The sequence below is a fragment of the Chryseobacterium paludis genome (assembly GCF_025403485.1).
Classification (GTDB): Bacteria; Bacteroidota; Bacteroidia; order Flavobacteriales; family Weeksellaceae; genus Chryseobacterium; species Chryseobacterium paludis.
Genome location: NZ_CP099966.1, coordinates 1,718,655 through 1,734,658, shown reverse-complemented (window position 1 = coordinate 1,734,658; position 16,004 = coordinate 1,718,655). Strand labels below are relative to the sequence as shown.

The following is a 16,004-nucleotide window of genomic DNA, read 5'->3' as shown; positions in this document are numbered from 1 at the left end:
ACAAGTCATGAACATAAAAACTAAAATTATAGTAACCGCTCAGGTTGCTCTCTCAACGATTATGATGAATGCACAAAACACGACCACTAAGTTACCCGGTGATGCTACCCTACCATCTACCAAAGCCAGTCTTGAGAAACTTATTTCTTATGACACAGGAAATTTTAAATACAAAGTTGAAGACTATTTTGCCAGGCCAAAAGCTTCACAATTTAAAATCTCACCAGACGGAAATTTTCTTTCTTATAAAGAAAAAGATAAAGACAGTAAGAATCATGTCTATGTAAAAGATTTAAAAACCGGAAAAGTTACCCAAGCGATCGAAGAGAAGGAAGATCTTGTAAAAAGCTATGGATGGTTGAATAAAAAGCGTTTGTTTTTCACTCAGGATAAAGGGGGAAATGAGAATCTTCATTTGTATGCGGCGGATGTTGATGGAAGTAATCTCAAGGACCTTACTCCATTTGATGGAGTAACACTGGGGTCCGTAAAATTGATAAAGGATACCGATTTTGTCGTTGTCACAATGAATAAAAATAACAAACAGATCTTCGAACCGTACAAAATAAACTTCGTTACAGGTGAAATGATTCAGCTGTATGAAAATAAAGATGTTAATAGTCCTATTGATGATTATATCTTTGATAAAGATGGGGATTTAAGAGGATATATTGTTCTTGAAAATGGATTGATTACAAAGACTTATTATAAAGATCTGAAGACAGGGAAATTCAATCTCATTAAATCAACGGACTGGTCTGATACATTTAGTATTATAGATTTCAATGATCATTCTAAGAATAAAGATGAGGCTTATGTTGTGACAAATCTGGACAGTGATAAAGCAAAAATTGTTTTATATGACTTAAAGAAAAATGAAGCGATTAAAGATGTATATTCTAATCCTGTTTATGATGTAAGTTCAATACGTACTGCCGGTAAAAACAGAAATTATGAACTGGATTATATCAGTTATAACGGAGTGAAAAGTGAAACTGTTCCGGTAAGTAAATTCTACACAGAAATTGATGCTCAACTAAAATCTCAGTTTGGAGATAAAGAATTTGGTGTTGTTTCATCAGATGATAATAATGATAAACTTTTGGTCGTAGTTGGAAGTGATAAGCTATATGGAACCTATTACGAGTATGATTCCAAAACCAAGCAGACAAAGCTTCTTTATAATCTGATGCCTCAATTGAAGGAAGAGGATATGGCAGAAATGAGGCCCATTGAATTCAAAAGCAGAGATGGGTTGACTATCTATGGATATATCACATTGCCAAAAGCTGCTTTGGAAGGGAAAAAAGTTCCTTTAGTAGTAAATCCTCATGGAGGGCCACAAGGTATTAGAGATGATTGGGGCTTTAATCCTGAAACACAATTGTTTGCCAGTAGAGGATATGCGACCTTACAGGTGAATTTTAGAATTTCAGGGGGATATGGAAAGGAGTTCCAGAAAGCAGGTTATAAGCAAATAGGGAGAAAAGCAATGGATGATGTGGAAGATGGAGTAAAATATGCAATCCAGCAAGGATGGGTGGATAAGGATAAAATTGCCATCTACGGAGGAAGCCACGGTGGCTATGCTACATTAATGGGGCTGATTAAAACTCCAGATTTATATACCTGTGGTGTAGATTATGTTGGAGTTTCCAATATCTTTACATTCTTTGATTCATTCCCTGAATACTGGAAGCCATATAAAGAAATGACGAAACAGATATGGTATGATCTGGATAATCCTGAAGAGGCAAAAATTGCCAGAGAGGTTTCTCCGGTATTTCAGATCGATAAGATCAAAAAACCTCTTTTTGTTGTACAAGGAGCTAATGATCCACGAGTGAACATCAATGAATCCGATCAGATTGTAAAAGCAATGCGTGCCAAAGGTTTTGAAACACCCTATATGGTAAAATACGACGAAGGTCATGGCTTTGGAAAGGAGCCGAACAGACTTGAACTCTACAAATATATGTTAGGATTTTTTGCTGAGAATTTTAATAAAAGTAAATAAGACTGATACAATTTTTATAAAAGAACGGAAAGCATTTTGCTTTCCGTTCTTTTTGTTTGTTACTGAAAGCTGAATTTTTCATTCCGAGCACAGGCTGAAGGTCTGCGAACGTAGTTCACAAGTGTACTTTAGAATCTCGTCTTATAGCAGATCTGTTAATAAAAGATTGCTTCGCTTTACTCGTAATGACGGATCAATAGCCCCGATAGTAGCGGTTACCCCACAGCAAGAGTCAGGCAAAGGATGGAGCGAGGAGTATGAGCGGATAGCGGGATTAAGCTCCTTATAAATATTATTTTTTTCAGACTGTCAAAATACGATTAACAAAAGAAAAGTGAATATTTGATAAAAAATATTTTAAATTTATTAAAGTAAAACAAAATGTACAATCGTCATGTTAGTATGGAGGTTGTCGAAAAAATAACAATGCCACAGAAAGAGAAAGAAAACATCATCTCGCAAACCGTTTCAAGCTACGGAGGAAAACTGATGTCTTTCATTCGTCCGAAAGTGAAAAACACGGAAGATGCGGAAGATATTCTGCAGGAGGTCTGGTATCAGTTTAGTAACATTACCAATCTTTCTGAGATTGTAAATGTTGGGGGTTGGTTGTACAGGGTTACTGCCAATAAAATTACCGACCGTTATCGCAAAAAGAAAACAGAAAATCTTGAAGATTTTGTATATGAAGATGAGGATGGTGATTTTTCTATCAAAGATATTTTATTGATGGATGACAGTGCGGGACCTGAAGTTAAAATGTTTCAGGATGAAATCTGGAAGAAGTTATTTGAAGCTTTAGAAGAACTTCCTGAAAAGCAAAAACTGGTCTACATGGAAAATGAACTGAACGATAAGACCCTCCAGGAAATAGCTGATGAACAAGGTGAAAATATAAAGACCATTATCAGCAGGAAAAATTATGCGGTGAAACATCTGAGAAACAGATTGAGAGCATTATACGAAGATTTAAACAGTTAGAAATAGAAAGAAGATATTATGAATCATAAACACAAAAAAGGTTGGATTTTTTTAATTCTATGTCCACCATTGATTTTATTAGCCGTTACATGGATTGTCATGTCGCTATGGAATTGCCTTCTTCCTGAAATTTTAGGCGTAAAATCAATTACCTATTGGCAGGCAATGGGAGTATTGATCTTAAGCAAAATTCTTTTCGGAGGTTTCCACTTTGGAAAAGGAATGAGAGATTTTAAGGAAAGAAAGATGAGGGAAAGAATGCAACACTTATCTCCCGAAGAAAGAGAAAAGTTCAAAGAGGTGTGGAGAAGTAAATGCGAAAGCGGATTCTTCAACAGACACAACAGAAATAACGAATAATTTGAAGTTTTTAAAGAAGTAGTAAAGTAAAATTAGAATTCATTCGTCTATATAAAAAACAAGAAGTAGTAAAATTTAAAATTTTGAAAAAATGAAAAATTCAGTATTAAAAGGTGCACTAGGAGCACTAGCCGTTGTAGGCGTAGCATTAGCTGTTAAAAAAATGGCAGAAAGAAAAAGATTTATCAGAGGTATTTTTGATGAATATGGAATTAAAGAAAGATCACCTTTTGGTCTTGCAGATAAAATCAGAGAAATGAATGAAGAACAATATGAAGAATTGAAAGGTAAATTCAAAAAAGAATTCAAATCAAGATGTCATAGAAGAAGTGAGGCTGCAGAAGCTTAATCACTATAACTAAATTGAAATTGTTTAATTACGGCGCGGGAAGCATAGCTTCCCGCGTCGTAATTTTTTATGTAGATGATCTGAGAATATTTGAAGCTGGTAGACTGAAATGCTTCTCTCTCTTGCAAATTAAAATCATAAAAGAAGATCCTATAGATCGTATTTTATTCTCAATCAGCCGTCAAAGAAGCGAAATCTGCGAGACCTAAAAAAGAATTATGAGGGGTTTCGGTTATATATGAGAGATGATCACTCAATTTGCAATGACAAAAATCGTATATTCTTTAAGTGCATTTAGAGAAATAAATTCTTATTTTTGTATCATTCTACATGAAAGATTACTATTATTTTCTCGGTATTTCTCAGGATGCTTCAGAAGAAGACATCAAAAAAGCCTATAGAAAATTGTCTTTAAAGTATCACCCTGATAAAAATGAGAACGACGATTTTTTTGCAGATCGTTTTCGTGAAATTCAGGAAGCTTATGAAACATTAAGTGATTCAGCCAGGAGAGGAACTTATGATCAGAATTTAGAAAATCATCAAAAAAGTTTCAGATATAATATTCCACCGGCTATCAAAACTTTTACATCGAATAAGATTCATGCGAAAAAAGGGGAAGAGATCATTATAAACTGGCAGACAGCCAATGCTGATGTTGTAAAAGTGCTTCCTTTTGGATTAGAGAAAGCTTATGGTGAGAGGGTTTTTAAAATCACAGAATTTAAAGACGGTAAATTTCAGCTTTTGCTTCATGCAACGAATTCATTATTACATAAAACGGTTGTTCAGGGAATAACAATTACAGAAGTATTTGAAAATAATACGGAGAAGTTCAGAAGTGGAGCGGAAGACTTATTTAAAGCCCAACCACGAACAGTAACAAATCCAAAAGGGCAGCCAAAAATCATACAAATTTTAGCGGCAATAATACTTTTGGCAGTTGCTCTTTATTTCTTAATAAAAAGTTTCAACTAGATTAAGCCATTTTTTTCCTTCCCGGACATTTTTTACATCTTTTTCCTTTCTTAAATTTCTTGCAGCAAGATTTTTTTTCGCAATACATATCTTCATTATTGAAGGCATAAACAGGAGTTAGAGGCGGTACTTTAAAAGGGGTAATCATATTCATGCTGCAAATATATTAATTTAGAATAAATATAATTAATAAAATTTCATAAAAATATCAACCCTGAAAATCAGCATGTTGTTCTTATTGTTTAATCATGGGATTTATACCTTTTTCATAAAGTGTGTTGAAGCTTTAAAATAAATATGACAAATTAAAATTTTCAACTATTATCATTTTCTGAATTGATTTTATTAAACACTCGTTTATTAATCAATAGTAATTATCAATATCCATCACTTATTTTTGACTGTTGTGAAATCCCCTAAAAAAATGTAATTTTACCCATCTTTTTTACAAACAAAATCTAATAAAAAAAATGAATACAGAACAGTTTGTGAGCCGTCACATTTCTATTAATGAAGCCGATAAACAGGCGATGTTAGAAAGAGTCGGCGTTTCAAGTATCGAAGAGTTAATTTCTCAAACCATTCCTTCTTCTATCCGTTTAGAAAAAGACCTTGATATCTCAGAACCGCTTTCAGAATATCAGATGCTCATTCATTCAAAAGAATTGGCTTCTAAAAATACTGATTATACAAGCTATATTGGTTTTGGATACCATAATACGCTTTTACCATCGGCGATTCAGAGAAATATTTTTGAAAATCCAAGTTGGTACACTGCTTATACACCTTACCAGGCAGAGATTGCTCAAGGGAGATTGGAAGCATTATTGAACTATCAGACTGTAGTATGTGATCTTACAGGATTTGCATTAGCCAACGCTTCGTTATTGGATGAATCTACGGCAGCAGCAGAAGCAATGCATATGTTCTTCAATAACAGAACGAAAGATCAGAAAAAAGTAAATGCAAATAAATTTTTCGTATCTGATCTTGTTTTACCTCAGACTGTTTCGGTACTAAAGACAAAGGCGGAAGGTTTAGAAATAGAAATCGTAGAAGGAGATCATAAAACCCATCAGTTTGATGAATCTTACTATGGAGTTTTATTACAATACCCTGGAAAGAATGGAATTGTTCTTGACTATACTGAAGATATCGTAGAATATAAAAAATTCGATCTTCAGGTTGCTTTAGCTTGTGATCCTATGGCTTTAGTAAAATTAAAATCTCCTGCTTCAATGGGAGCAGATTGTGCGGTTGGAACTTCACAGAGATTTGGTATTCCGTTGGGTTATGGAGGACCTCATGCAGCTTTCTTCTCTTGTAAAGAGGATTATAAGAGAGATATTCCAGGAAGAATCATTGGAGTTTCTCAGGATATGTACGGAAGACGTGCATTAAGAATGGCTTTACAAACAAGAGAGCAGCATATTAAGAGAGAAAGAGCAACTTCAAATATTTGTACAGCTCAGGTACTTTTAGCAGTAATGGCTGGAATGTATGCCGTTTATCATGGTCCAAAAGGATTGAATTATATTGCCGATCAGATTCACTTTAAAGCAAATGCTTTGAAAGGTGGTCTTAAAGCTTTAGGATATCAGACTGTTGAAGAACCGATCTTTGATACTGTAAAGATTGCGATGAGCGAAGATGAAAAAGGAAGGTTATCAAGAATGATGCTTGATCATAAACTTAATCTGAACTATTTTACAGAAGGGGTTGTAAGTATCGCGATCAATGAAAGTACAACATTAGAAAAGTTGAATATACTAATGGCTTCTTTCGCTCAGTTTAAAGATAAGCAGACTTTTAAATTAGAAATAAAAGAAGGCTACAGTATTCCTGAAGAGAATTTAAGAAAAGATGAAATTCTTACGGAAGAAGTATTCAATAAATACCATACGGAAACAGAATTGATGCGTTACATCAAACGTCTGGAAAGAAAAGATTTATCATTAACACATTCAATGATCTCTTTGGGTTCTTGTACAATGAAACTGAATGCTGCCACTCAAATGTTGCCACTTTCTTGGGATAATTGGGGAAGTGTTCACCCATTTGTACCGGTTGACCAAGCTGGGGGATATCAGGAAATGATCCGTGAGCTGGAAAAAGATTTAGCTGAGATTACTGGTTTTGCCGGAACTTCTCTTCAGCCAAACTCTGGTGCTCAAGGGGAATATGCAGGTTTAATGGTAATCAGAGAATATCATATTTCAAGAGGTGAAGGTCATAGAAATGTAGTGCTGATTCCTCAATCTGCACATGGAACAAATCCTGCTTCTGCAGCAATGGCTGGAATGAAGATCGTTGTTGTTAAAAACCTTGAAAGCGGGGAGATTGATTTCGAAGATCTAAAGGCTAAAACTGAAGCTAATTCAGCGAATTTATCCGCAGTGATGATTACCTATCCTTCTACTTACGGATTCTTTGATGCTAATATTAAAGAAATTACCAAACTGATCCACGAACATGGTGGACAGGTATATATGGATGGTGCCAACATGAATGCTCAGGTAGGATACACAAGTCCTGGAAACATTGGAGCTGACGTTTGTCACTTAAATCTTCATAAAACTTTTGCAATTCCTCACGGAGGTGGAGGACCTGGAGTTGGACCAATATGTGTTGCTAAACATTTAGTGCCTTTCTTGCCTACTAATGCTAACATTAAAATAGGATCTAAAGAAGCTATTGATGGAATTTCTGCAGCTCCTTACGGTTCAGGACTGATCTTGAATATTTCTTATGCATACATTAAAATGCTTGGAACATCAGGGTTGAAAAAAGCGACAGAGCATGCGATCTTAAATGCTAACTATTTAAAAGAAATTTTAGCGGAACACTTCCCGATTTTATATTCAAACGAAAACGGAAAAGTAGCTCACGAATGTATCGTAGATTTCCGTCAGTTCAAATCATTAGGAATTGAAGTGGCTGATGTGGCGAAGAGATTAATGGACTACGGTTTCCATGCCCCTACTGTTTCTTTCCCTGTTGCAGGAACATTGATGATTGAGCCTACAGAGTCTGAAAGCAAATCAGAGATCGATCGTTTTGCGGAAGCGTTAATTGCGATCAAAAAAGAAATTGATGAGATTGCTAACGGCGAAGTAGATCAGGCAAATAATGTACTGAAAAATGCCCCACACACAGAGCAGTTGGTCATCTCAGATTCCTGGGATAAACCATACAGCAGAGAAAAAGCAGCTTATCCATTGGATTGGGTAAGAGATCACAAATTCTTTGCTTCTGTTTCCAGAGTAGACGAAGCTTACGGAGATAGAAACTTAGTATGTACTTGTGAGCCTATTGAAGCTTATATGTAATAGACTATTTCTAGATAAACATAAATAACCCACTCAAAATCTGAGTGGGTTATTATTTTTAATAATCTTACGTTTTATTCTACGGTCTTCTTTTCGACATGTATTTTGACGTATATGCTATGAGAAGTATTACTGCCACTACAACAAACGTAATGATAGATGTAGTTTTAATTGCAGATTGACTTTCATTAACTTGTAAATTACTATTGCTTTTTTCGCAAGAATACAAGAATAGTGTTGCCATAAATAGGCAAATAGGGAGTAGTTTTTTTATCATATTTACATATGTTTGGTTATTAGTGAATTATCAGCAATAAATATGCCGAATACGAGTGAATTATTTTAGAGTTATATGCCTCGAATAGCACATCGTTTTAAACTATAGCTGTACAGGTATTTTTTGAAATTAAAAAAGTAATACCTCTCAAATTTTTGAGAGGTATTACTTTTTATTTTGTCATCTTGGTCATTTAAAAAAGCTGTGTAAACCATTGAAGGTTATCTTATATTTTTGCGGATTGAGTTTCAGTTTCCAGTTTTTTAATTAAATTCCCTTTAACAACAGTAAACGTATGATCTTTAGCCTCAGCAAAAGAAATATTGTATTGTCGATCAATATGCTTTAAATCCTCTGGAAATTTAGATAGCAGATTGTCATAAAAATGATCCAGGAATTCTTTTGGAGGCATTTTATAATTAATTTTTAATTGAAAACGTCTTAATAGAGCAGTGTCAATAATTTCCGGATGATTGGTGGCGCAAAGCAATAGAGCATTCTCGGGATAATAATCGATAAGCTGGATCAAAGTATTAACGAGCCTCCTCATTTCGCCAACATCTTTATCATCACTACCTCTTGCCTTACCTATCTGATCCAATTCATCCAGAAAGAGAACGGATCTTTCCCGGCTTGCTTTATCAAAGATCATTTTGATATTCTGAGAAGTTTCTCCGATACGGGATGAAACAATATTGCTGAGGTTTAAGATAATGATGCTTTTACCGAGAGCATTGGCAATAGCTTTTGCAGTCATTGTTTTTCCACATCCTGAACTTCCCTGCAGAAAAATTTTATTGTTAACAGGAAGCCCATATTCCTGAAGCTCCTTGAGATATGTATGTTCTTTGATCAGTTGTACAAGTTGTTCTTTATTGGTTTCTTCCAGAAATACATCATTAAGGGTAACTTCTTCTTTGTCTTGGATGATAAGATTGTACAGGTTCATGCTTTTTAAATGATTTTAAGATGTTTCTTATAGAACATGTTAGAATATACAAAGATAAAAATTTAGAGTATTTTGAGGTGCTTGCTATAGGTTTAGGTTTAAAATCTCTTCAAATTTTTCCAGATATGTACTTTTTGAAAAATCTATAAAGAAACTTTCTTGCCACTTCTTTGTTTTTTCAGCCTGTTTATTTTGTGGAATATCCCAGTCAGGATAAACTCTGAATCCTCGTTTTCCTTCTTTTGAAGGCGTGGTTAAAATAGATTGTTGAGAAAGTATAGTGTTCGGGAAAAAGAAAAAACCGGACTTGTTGTCAAGTTCAGCGTAAATGATATAAAAATCGGATTGGTCAGAAATGGTAAAAGGTTCTGTTTGTTGTGTGTCTGGATTTCTTTTCCATAACGTAACAAATTGTCCGATTTTCTTCGGAGTTATTTTAGCTTTTCTGAATTTGATATGGTATTGATTCAGCCGGAAGTTATACCCCGAGTATTCTTCGCATTCTAAATCGGGATGTAAATTGGAAATTGTCTGATTCAGCTTTGTAAAAACTGATTTTTGAATATGAGTAAGTTGGTGGATCATTTAATTTATGTTTTGGGCCCTTTTACTCCAGTGGAGTAAAAGAGCGGCGATCTGATTTTTCAGATTGCAAACATAAACAATACAAACTAATATAAATAGTCGAAGCTGAATGCAGCTAAGCGTTTTTAATTAATTTCTTTCTCTTCTAACTGTTGTAAAATAAGAAGCGAATACTACTATACATGTTGCGATAAAAGCGTAAGTTACCATTTTTGTTTTTTTTAAATTTTAATTATACTTTCTTTACTAATTTTCTAATTGCAATATTACAACTCTCAAACGACATGCCAAATAGAATAAGTGTGATGTTTATCAGGTATTTAGGTGTTTTATGTGTGTGCTTTTCGTGATTAATTGTTTACATTAATTTAATGTATTATTGAAAAAATATGTGTATTATTATTATCTTATTCGTAAAAATTATTAATTTGATAAAAGATTTCCGTTCTGTATTTACAGATTGATAAATGAAATGCTATGCATATTATTATAAAATGCATTATCATATAAAACACTTAAAAGTGAAAAATGGGAGATTAAATATTAAGAAAAATTTATTTTTAAAGCGCTTATAAATAATTCATTACGGATATTTAATAATAGACAGAATTTGAGCAAAAAAATGACAGTCACTTTTACTACTTTTGTAAATAAAGATTTTTTCTATGGGCCGCAGTTATATCTATCTTATTTTGGCAATTGTTTTTGAAATCATTGCTACAACATTTCTGAAGAAATCTGAAGAGTTTTCAAAGCTTATACCATCTCTTGTAACCATTGCCGGATATTCTGCTGCTTTTTATTTCCTAAGCCTTACACTTCGTCATATTCCTATTGGAGTTACTTATGCGATATGGTCAGGTGTCGGCATTATATGTATAACAATTATAGGAGTAGTAGCTTTTAAACAGGTTCCAGATCTACCTGCGATCATAGGTATTGCATTAATTGTGATTGGCGTGATCATTATCAACCTTTTTTCAAAAATGGGAACCCATTAATGGGAGACCCTGAAATATCTTAACGTTAAAAATAAGTAAGTTATGAAAATCATAGATTTTCATCCTTTGCGAACTTTTGTCAGATTTTTTTTAAATTGATAAGAAAAGCTTTTACAACTTTTTGGGTTTAAATTTTTATATGGTAACGTATATCTATCTATTTAATCTGTTCAATAAGTTCCAATCTTTTAACGATACTTTCTTTTGGTAATAAAGTTCCGGGAGACAGAACAGCATTAGCACCTATCCTGGAATCATCACCAACTAAAGATCCAAATTTCTCTGTATTTGTTTTTATAATTTCATTATTCAATAGAACAGATATCTCTTTGTCTTTTCTCTCATTGTAATGATTAGCACAAATAGATCCTGCCTCAAAATTGATTCTGTTTCCGATAATGCTATTTCCTATATAATTAAAATGAGCCACAGCAGTCTCATTAAAAATTATACTTTGCTTGATCTCACTTCCGGGACCAATTTTAACATCTTTTCCTATATAAATAGGGCCTCTTAAATAAGCGTTGGCACCAATAAAAGAATTTGCGCCAATAATGATTCTACCTTTGAAAATAACATTCTGCTCTACGGTTGCCGTTTTATGAACGGCAACATCACCGGAAATTTCATACTCATCATTTAAATTATCAAACTTCTCTTTCAGAAGATCATCAAGGTTACTGATGATTTCCCAGGGAAGAGTGTAAATATTAGAATTGAAATCAAAAAAATTATCAATGAAATCGTTGATATTAATCATGAGCAGAGATGTTGTTTAAAAGTGAATACCCGAAAACAAATTTAAACATTAATCTGATCTTAATTTGATATATTCTAAGATGAATATTTTATGATTATAAGGATACTTTATATAAAGAACTCTATAGTGTTATTCGATTTTGTGTAATAATATCCTGGGATATTTGTTTCTGTTTCCAATGTTCAGCCCTTTTTTCGTATAAAAAGAACTTCCCTAATTTATATTTGAATTGTAGATACCCACGAAATTCAACCCCTTTAAATAAACTGTATGGTATATTTGAGTTCTCTTCTAAACTTTGATTGATTGCATTACTAAATACTGATGGACCCGTAGTAGCATGGATATTATTAGGATACCGATGCGTCTTTATATTATCAAGCATCAGATCTAATGTCTTTTTCAAAAAAGGATGATTTTTATTGAAAATAAGTGCCCATTGCACATATAATCCTTCATGCCTTTCCTTGCTGATTACAGCTTCATCATCATCATTTATCAGATTTTTGAACGGTCTTGTAACCGCACTGTCTACATCTAAATAGATTCCGCCTTTCTTATATAAGATAGCATATCTGAAAAAATCGGCTTTTGCAGCACCAATAGTTAGCTTGTTGTAATTTTCGATGTACTCAGGTGGAAATTCATTTGTTATGAAATTTTCGATATCAGCATCATCGTAAAAGTGGTATTGATATTCTGGGTTTTTTCTTTTCATCCTCCAGATATACCATTGGGTTAGCCAGGGAAGTTTTTTAGACTTAAAAGTCTGGAATATTTGTTTTGGAATGGACATATTTTAATTAATTAACAGGTTTAGATAATACACAATAGTAGAACCGGCCACTATAATTTTAGTGGCGAATTAATGTGAAAACTAAATGCTGTGTTGGAGGTTTGATAGTGATTTAACCTTGAGGTTAAATATGAAACCGGAAAATTTTAATTATTTCGCCTTCGGTCTTGCAAAAGGATTATAAGAAATACCCAGATTGAAATATAAAGAAGGCTTTGCCGTGGTTTCTAACGTATAATCTTTGAAAGATTCTTCTTTATCAAATAGCCTAGCCCTTGGCATTACTCTAACCCCGGTTTTTAGCGTGGCGATAAGGTTTGAACCGAGATTATGTTCATAAATTGCTCCAGAGTTAATTTCAAGTTGCCTGAATTCGTATCTCTTATCTGATCGGTAAATATAAAGAGATGTATTATCCATTTCAGTTCCAAAAGAAATTCTACCATTTGAAAACATATCTTTCCTTATCAATATCTTTTTAGGAAGAACAACATCTGCGACCCAACCGTTGTTAAACCTATGTTCATAAGTGAAAATAGGAAGTGCCGGAACCTGTGTGCTTGGATCCAGAAATAAAGCAACTCCCAATGTCATTTTAGTTTTAGCATTAGCTTTTAATATTAAAGAACCCGTCAGCATTCCACGAACTCTTTCAAAGTGTTGTTCACTTCCATCCACTGAGGCTGTTGCAGAATAGATGGCCATTTTATTGAATAATTTAGAAATATGGGTAATACTCAAAGCTTCAGAATGATAATGGAAATCTCCTTTATTGTTTTCTTCAGGTAAAAAGAAGACGTTGTTCTCAGCATTAATAGAGGTATAACGATAATTTAATGCTGCATTCAAAATCCATTTTTCATGTTTAAAAAAATAAATATTTGCATTAGCTTTCAGTTGTTGAAAGTTTTTGATTTTATTATCCGGTTGATTGGCTCCATATAAGGAAGAAGAATATTTATAAGGAGTGAGTTGAGTATACTCAAGATTGAAATCCCTCGTTTGCGGGAATTTATCAGTTACAAAAGCAATGACTTTTTGCGGGATGCTATCTTTTTTTTGGGCAGAAATAATACTCTTAAAAGGGAGGATAGCGAATGGCAAGAGGATTTTTCGGAAGTTTCTCATAAATTATTTTAATTTGTTAATTATTGATTGGAAGAAATTGAACAGAAATATTCTGTCATAAAATGTTTCAAGACTATTTTCTATGATAAAGTCAATATGACGATTAGAATGATTATGCATGTCTTCTTCTACGAATACAAACCACATTTCCTGTAATTGATGTAGTCTCTTAAATGCTTCACAATCAGATATGTCAATTAGACTGGAATGTTTATGGTCGTAAAATAAAATTCCCTTCCTAATGCCATTCTCTTCAATAATATTGATAGGATTGTGAATAGCTTTGTGGATTTTTATTCCAGGATCATAACATTCAATAAAATGATGAAGGTCAATTAGCTGAATTACTTTTTCTTCTTGTTGAGAATCGGTCATAAAAAAACATTCCAATGTTATTTGTTCTGTTAGTTCTTGGAAAACGGTAATATCCATAAATGGTAAATTAAACAGGGCAAAGAAAAATAGAATAGGGAGGGATTAGAATTTTTTTATACCAAATCCTTTAGATATTATACCAAATCCTGATTGGAAAATTGGTATAATAAACTTCGGATTTGGTATAATTTTCGGCTTTTTGTTTTTAATAATACTAATTTTGTTGCTCGTTGTAATGATATGAAATACAGTTCACGGGAGTTGAAAAATATTTTAGTTATCGATTTTCTTGTAGAAGAGCGATATCGGTTTTTAAGACATTTAGTGTTTTTGATAATCTTTTTTGCATTGTTATATAGTGCAAGTTTCTGGCGTTGGTTTGCTGAAGATTACCAATATTATATTTTATGTTATGTATACGTTTGCTTAGTAAGTATGGTGTATATTAATATTTATATTCTGGTGCCATTATTTTTCTTTAAAACGTATTATATTTCGTATTTAATTCTGTTGATATTACTCGGGGTTATTGGGCTGAATCTTATTGCATATAGTTTTAATCATTTCTTTTTGGATTACAGGCTTACTGAAATACCTAAAAATAGTAACAAAGGTGGCCTTTATGAAGGAGTGATGACATGTGTTCCTATTATATTGGCTACAACTACAGTGAAATTACTCCAGAAATGGACACGGGATAATAAAAGAATTATAGAGTTGAGTAATCTTACATTGAAAATGGAATTAAATGAGCTCCGGAACCAGATGAACCCTCATTTTTTGTTCAATATGCTGAATAATGTAAAAGCATTAATAAGAACTGATCCTGAAAAGGCATCTACGATGATCGTGAAGTTATCAGAGTTCTTAAGATATCAGCTGTATGAGAATGGTGAGGAAAAAACATTGCTGGTTTCTGAGATTGAGTTTTTATCAAACTTTCTCAATCTGGAAAATATAAGAAGGGAAAATTTTTCGTTCGATATCCATAGTGATACAGACAAAAGACTCTTGAATAGCACATTTATTCCACCTAATCTGTTTACATCTTTTGTGGAAAACGCCGTAAAGCATAGTGTAGATATTAGCGGTGAAAAGTCGTGGGTTAGAATAGTTGTGGAAATAGAAAGCCAAAAGCTTCATTTTATATGCCGCAATTCTCAAAATCCGGATTTTCCTATTTCTAATGTTAGTAATAGTGGGTTAGGGCTTGCCAATATTAAAAGAAGATTGGAGCTTTTGTATGGTGATACACATCATTTGAATATAACCTCCGAAGAAAAAGAATTTACCATTGATTTAACCATTCCCTTATGAATTGTATTATCATAGATGACGAGCCTTTGGCAAGAGCAGAAATGCATTCTTTAATTAATGAAGTTTCTAAAATTGAGATTCTTGGTGAATTTTCTAATGCACATTCCGCTTTGGATTTTCTTAAGAATAACTTAGTTGATTTCATATTTCTGGATATAGAAATGCCTTTGATGACTGGATTGGAATTTGTAGAAATGCTTCCAAAGCGTACTTTAATCATCTTTACAACCGCTTATTCACAATATGCTTTGAAAAGTTATGAACTGGAAGCGGTGGATTATTTATTGAAACCTATTGATAAGCAAAGGTTAAAAAAAGCAATAGATAAAGCCATTCTGTATACTGAACTTTTATCTGCAGACACCATAAAAAGTACCGTGGAGTCTAATACAGCCGATTTTTTATTTATTAAAGCGGAACGAAGATTTTATAAAATCAATTTTGTAGATATTAAGTATATTGAAGGTTTAAAGGACTATGTTGTTATTCATACTCAAAATCAGAAACTGATTACAGCAATGAACCTGAAAACTATTCATCAGAAAATTACATCGGATTCTTTTATAAGGGTTAGTAAATCATATGTAATTAACATTGATTATATTGACTCTTTTGATAATCACAATATTTATATCAATGATTCAGAAATTCCCATAGGAGAGGTATATAAATTAGATTTTTTTACAAAATATACAGGTGGGTTTTTAAATTCTGACGTTTAGATTTAGAAACAATTTCAGGCTTTAGCTGTATTTTTGTCCAATAAACCTTATAACTTGTTATTAGTTTTTTTGTTATTGTT

15 protein-coding genes are annotated in these 16,004 nt (G+C 33.0%); 9 read left to right on the top strand and 6 right to left on the bottom strand.

Translation table 11 applies throughout. The features are described 5' to 3' along the window. Nucleotides 1-7 precede the first annotated feature (7 nt). The 6 genes from NG806_RS07620 (at nt 8) to gcvP (ending at nt 8,014) form a co-directional block, all read left to right on the top strand. Nucleotides 8-2,017, top strand: a complete 2,010-nt coding sequence (locus NG806_RS07620; RefSeq protein WP_261512577.1) for a S9 family peptidase — start codon at nt 8-10, stop codon at nt 2,015-2,017. Between the two features lie 426 nt (nt 2,018-2,443). Beyond that, the gene (locus NG806_RS07615) at nt 2,444-2,998 is read left to right on the top strand and encodes an RNA polymerase sigma factor (RefSeq protein WP_251040608.1); all 555 of its coding nucleotides are present in this window, start codon (nt 2,444-2,446) and stop codon (nt 2,996-2,998) included. An 18-nt stretch (nt 2,999-3,016) separates the two neighbouring features. Then, nucleotides 3,017-3,358 (top strand): hypothetical protein, encoded by a 342-nt coding sequence (locus NG806_RS07610; protein WP_214831469.1) that lies wholly within the window; start codon nt 3,017-3,019, stop codon nt 3,356-3,358. A 91-nt stretch (nt 3,359-3,449) separates the two neighbouring features. Further along, nucleotides 3,450-3,707, top strand: coding sequence for a hypothetical protein (locus NG806_RS07605; protein WP_214831468.1), 258 nt, complete (start codon nt 3,450-3,452; stop codon nt 3,705-3,707). Between the two features lie 330 nt (nt 3,708-4,037). Continuing rightward, complete coding sequence (locus tag NG806_RS07600) at nt 4,038-4,685, top strand: J domain-containing protein (protein WP_214831467.1); 648 nt, start codon at nt 4,038-4,040, stop codon at nt 4,683-4,685. A gap of 470 nt (nt 4,686-5,155) precedes the next feature. Beyond that, nucleotides 5,156-8,014, top strand: a complete 2,859-nt coding sequence (gene gcvP, locus NG806_RS07595) for an aminomethyl-transferring glycine dehydrogenase (RefSeq protein ID WP_214831466.1) — start codon at nt 5,156-5,158, stop codon at nt 8,012-8,014. Nucleotides 8,015-8,517: 503 nt separating this feature from the next. On the opposite strand, the gene NG806_RS07590 is transcribed toward gcvP, so the two are convergent. Beyond that, the gene (locus NG806_RS07590; RefSeq protein ID WP_261512576.1) at nt 8,518-9,240 is read right to left on the bottom strand and encodes an AAA family ATPase; all 723 of its coding nucleotides are present in this window, start codon (nt 9,238-9,240) and stop codon (nt 8,518-8,520) included. An 84-nt stretch (nt 9,241-9,324) separates the two neighbouring features. Further along, complete coding sequence (locus NG806_RS07585; RefSeq protein WP_261512575.1) at nt 9,325-9,825, bottom strand: MepB family protein; 501 nt, start codon at nt 9,823-9,825, stop codon at nt 9,325-9,327. Nucleotides 9,826-10,490: 665 nt separating this feature from the next. Between NG806_RS07585 and NG806_RS07580 the strand changes: the two genes are divergently transcribed. Then, entirely contained in the window at nt 10,491-10,826 is a 336-nt protein-coding gene (locus NG806_RS07580) for a DMT family transporter (RefSeq protein WP_214831463.1), read from the top strand. A gap of 157 nt (nt 10,827-10,983) precedes the next feature. Here NG806_RS07580 and NG806_RS07575 read toward each other — a convergent pair whose 3' ends face one another. The 4 genes from NG806_RS07575 to NG806_RS07560 all read right to left on the bottom strand — a co-directional run bounded on the left by NG806_RS07575 (nt 10,984) and on the right by NG806_RS07560 (nt 13,885). After that, nucleotides 10,984-11,586 carry a DapH/DapD/GlmU-related protein gene (locus NG806_RS07575; RefSeq protein ID WP_261512574.1) on the bottom strand — a complete coding sequence of 201 codons (603 nt, stop codon included), beginning with the start codon at nt 11,584-11,586 and terminating at the stop codon, nt 10,984-10,986. 121 nt (nt 11,587-11,707) lie between these two features. Then, complete coding sequence (locus NG806_RS07570; RefSeq protein WP_261512572.1) at nt 11,708-12,382, bottom strand: glycosyltransferase family 32 protein; 675 nt, start codon at nt 12,380-12,382, stop codon at nt 11,708-11,710. A gap of 150 nt (nt 12,383-12,532) precedes the next feature. After that, complete coding sequence (locus NG806_RS07565; RefSeq protein ID WP_261512571.1) at nt 12,533-13,510, bottom strand: DUF6268 family outer membrane beta-barrel protein; 978 nt, start codon at nt 13,508-13,510, stop codon at nt 12,533-12,535. Between the two features lie 3 nt (nt 13,511-13,513). After that, nucleotides 13,514-13,885, bottom strand: a complete 372-nt coding sequence (locus tag NG806_RS07560; protein ID WP_261512570.1) for a hypothetical protein — start codon at nt 13,883-13,885, stop codon at nt 13,514-13,516. A gap of 240 nt (nt 13,886-14,125) precedes the next feature. Here NG806_RS07560 and NG806_RS07555 point away from each other — a divergent pair, with 240 nt between their 5' ends. Next, nucleotides 14,126-15,202, top strand: a complete 1,077-nt coding sequence (locus NG806_RS07555; RefSeq protein ID WP_261512569.1) for a sensor histidine kinase — start codon at nt 14,126-14,128, stop codon at nt 15,200-15,202. After that, nucleotides 15,199-15,924: a LytR/AlgR family response regulator transcription factor gene (locus tag NG806_RS07550; protein WP_214831457.1), complete on the top strand. Its 726-nt coding sequence runs from the start codon at nt 15,199-15,201 to the stop codon at nt 15,922-15,924. The genes NG806_RS07555 and NG806_RS07550 overlap by 4 nt, the downstream gene beginning before the upstream one ends. The last annotated feature ends 80 nt before the right edge of the window (nt 15,925-16,004 follow it).

Coding starts and splice junctions, on each gene's coding strand:
- NG806_RS07550 (WP_214831457.1), top strand. CDS start 15,199: ATGAATTGTATTATCATAGATGACGAGCCTTTGGCAAGAGCAGAAATG.
- NG806_RS07600 (WP_214831467.1), top strand. CDS start 4,038: ATGAAAGATTACTATTATTTTCTCGGTATTTCTCAGGATGCTTCAGAA.
- NG806_RS07590 (WP_261512576.1), bottom strand. CDS start 9,240: ATGAACCTGTACAATCTTATCATCCAAGACAAAGAAGAAGTTACCCTT.
- NG806_RS07580 (WP_214831463.1), top strand. CDS start 10,491: ATGGGCCGCAGTTATATCTATCTTATTTTGGCAATTGTTTTTGAAATC.
- NG806_RS07555 (WP_261512569.1), top strand. CDS start 14,126: ATGAAATACAGTTCACGGGAGTTGAAAAATATTTTAGTTATCGATTTT.
- NG806_RS07620 (WP_261512577.1), top strand. CDS start 8: ATGAACATAAAAACTAAAATTATAGTAACCGCTCAGGTTGCTCTCTCA.
- gcvP (WP_214831466.1), top strand. CDS start 5,156: ATGAATACAGAACAGTTTGTGAGCCGTCACATTTCTATTAATGAAGCC.
- NG806_RS07570 (WP_261512572.1), bottom strand. CDS start 12,382: ATGTCCATTCCAAAACAAATATTCCAGACTTTTAAGTCTAAAAAACTT.
- NG806_RS07615 (WP_251040608.1), top strand. CDS start 2,444: ATGCCACAGAAAGAGAAAGAAAACATCATCTCGCAAACCGTTTCAAGC.
- NG806_RS07605 (WP_214831468.1), top strand. CDS start 3,450: ATGAAAAATTCAGTATTAAAAGGTGCACTAGGAGCACTAGCCGTTGTA.
- NG806_RS07575 (WP_261512574.1), bottom strand. CDS start 11,586: ATGATTAATATCAACGATTTCATTGATAATTTTTTTGATTTCAATTCT.
- NG806_RS07610 (WP_214831469.1), top strand. CDS start 3,017: ATGAATCATAAACACAAAAAAGGTTGGATTTTTTTAATTCTATGTCCA.
- NG806_RS07585 (WP_261512575.1), bottom strand. CDS start 9,825: ATGATCCACCAACTTACTCATATTCAAAAATCAGTTTTTACAAAGCTG.
- NG806_RS07560 (WP_261512570.1), bottom strand. CDS start 13,885: ATGACCGATTCTCAACAAGAAGAAAAAGTAATTCAGCTAATTGACCTT.
- NG806_RS07565 (WP_261512571.1), bottom strand. CDS start 13,510: ATGAGAAACTTCCGAAAAATCCTCTTGCCATTCGCTATCCTCCCTTTT.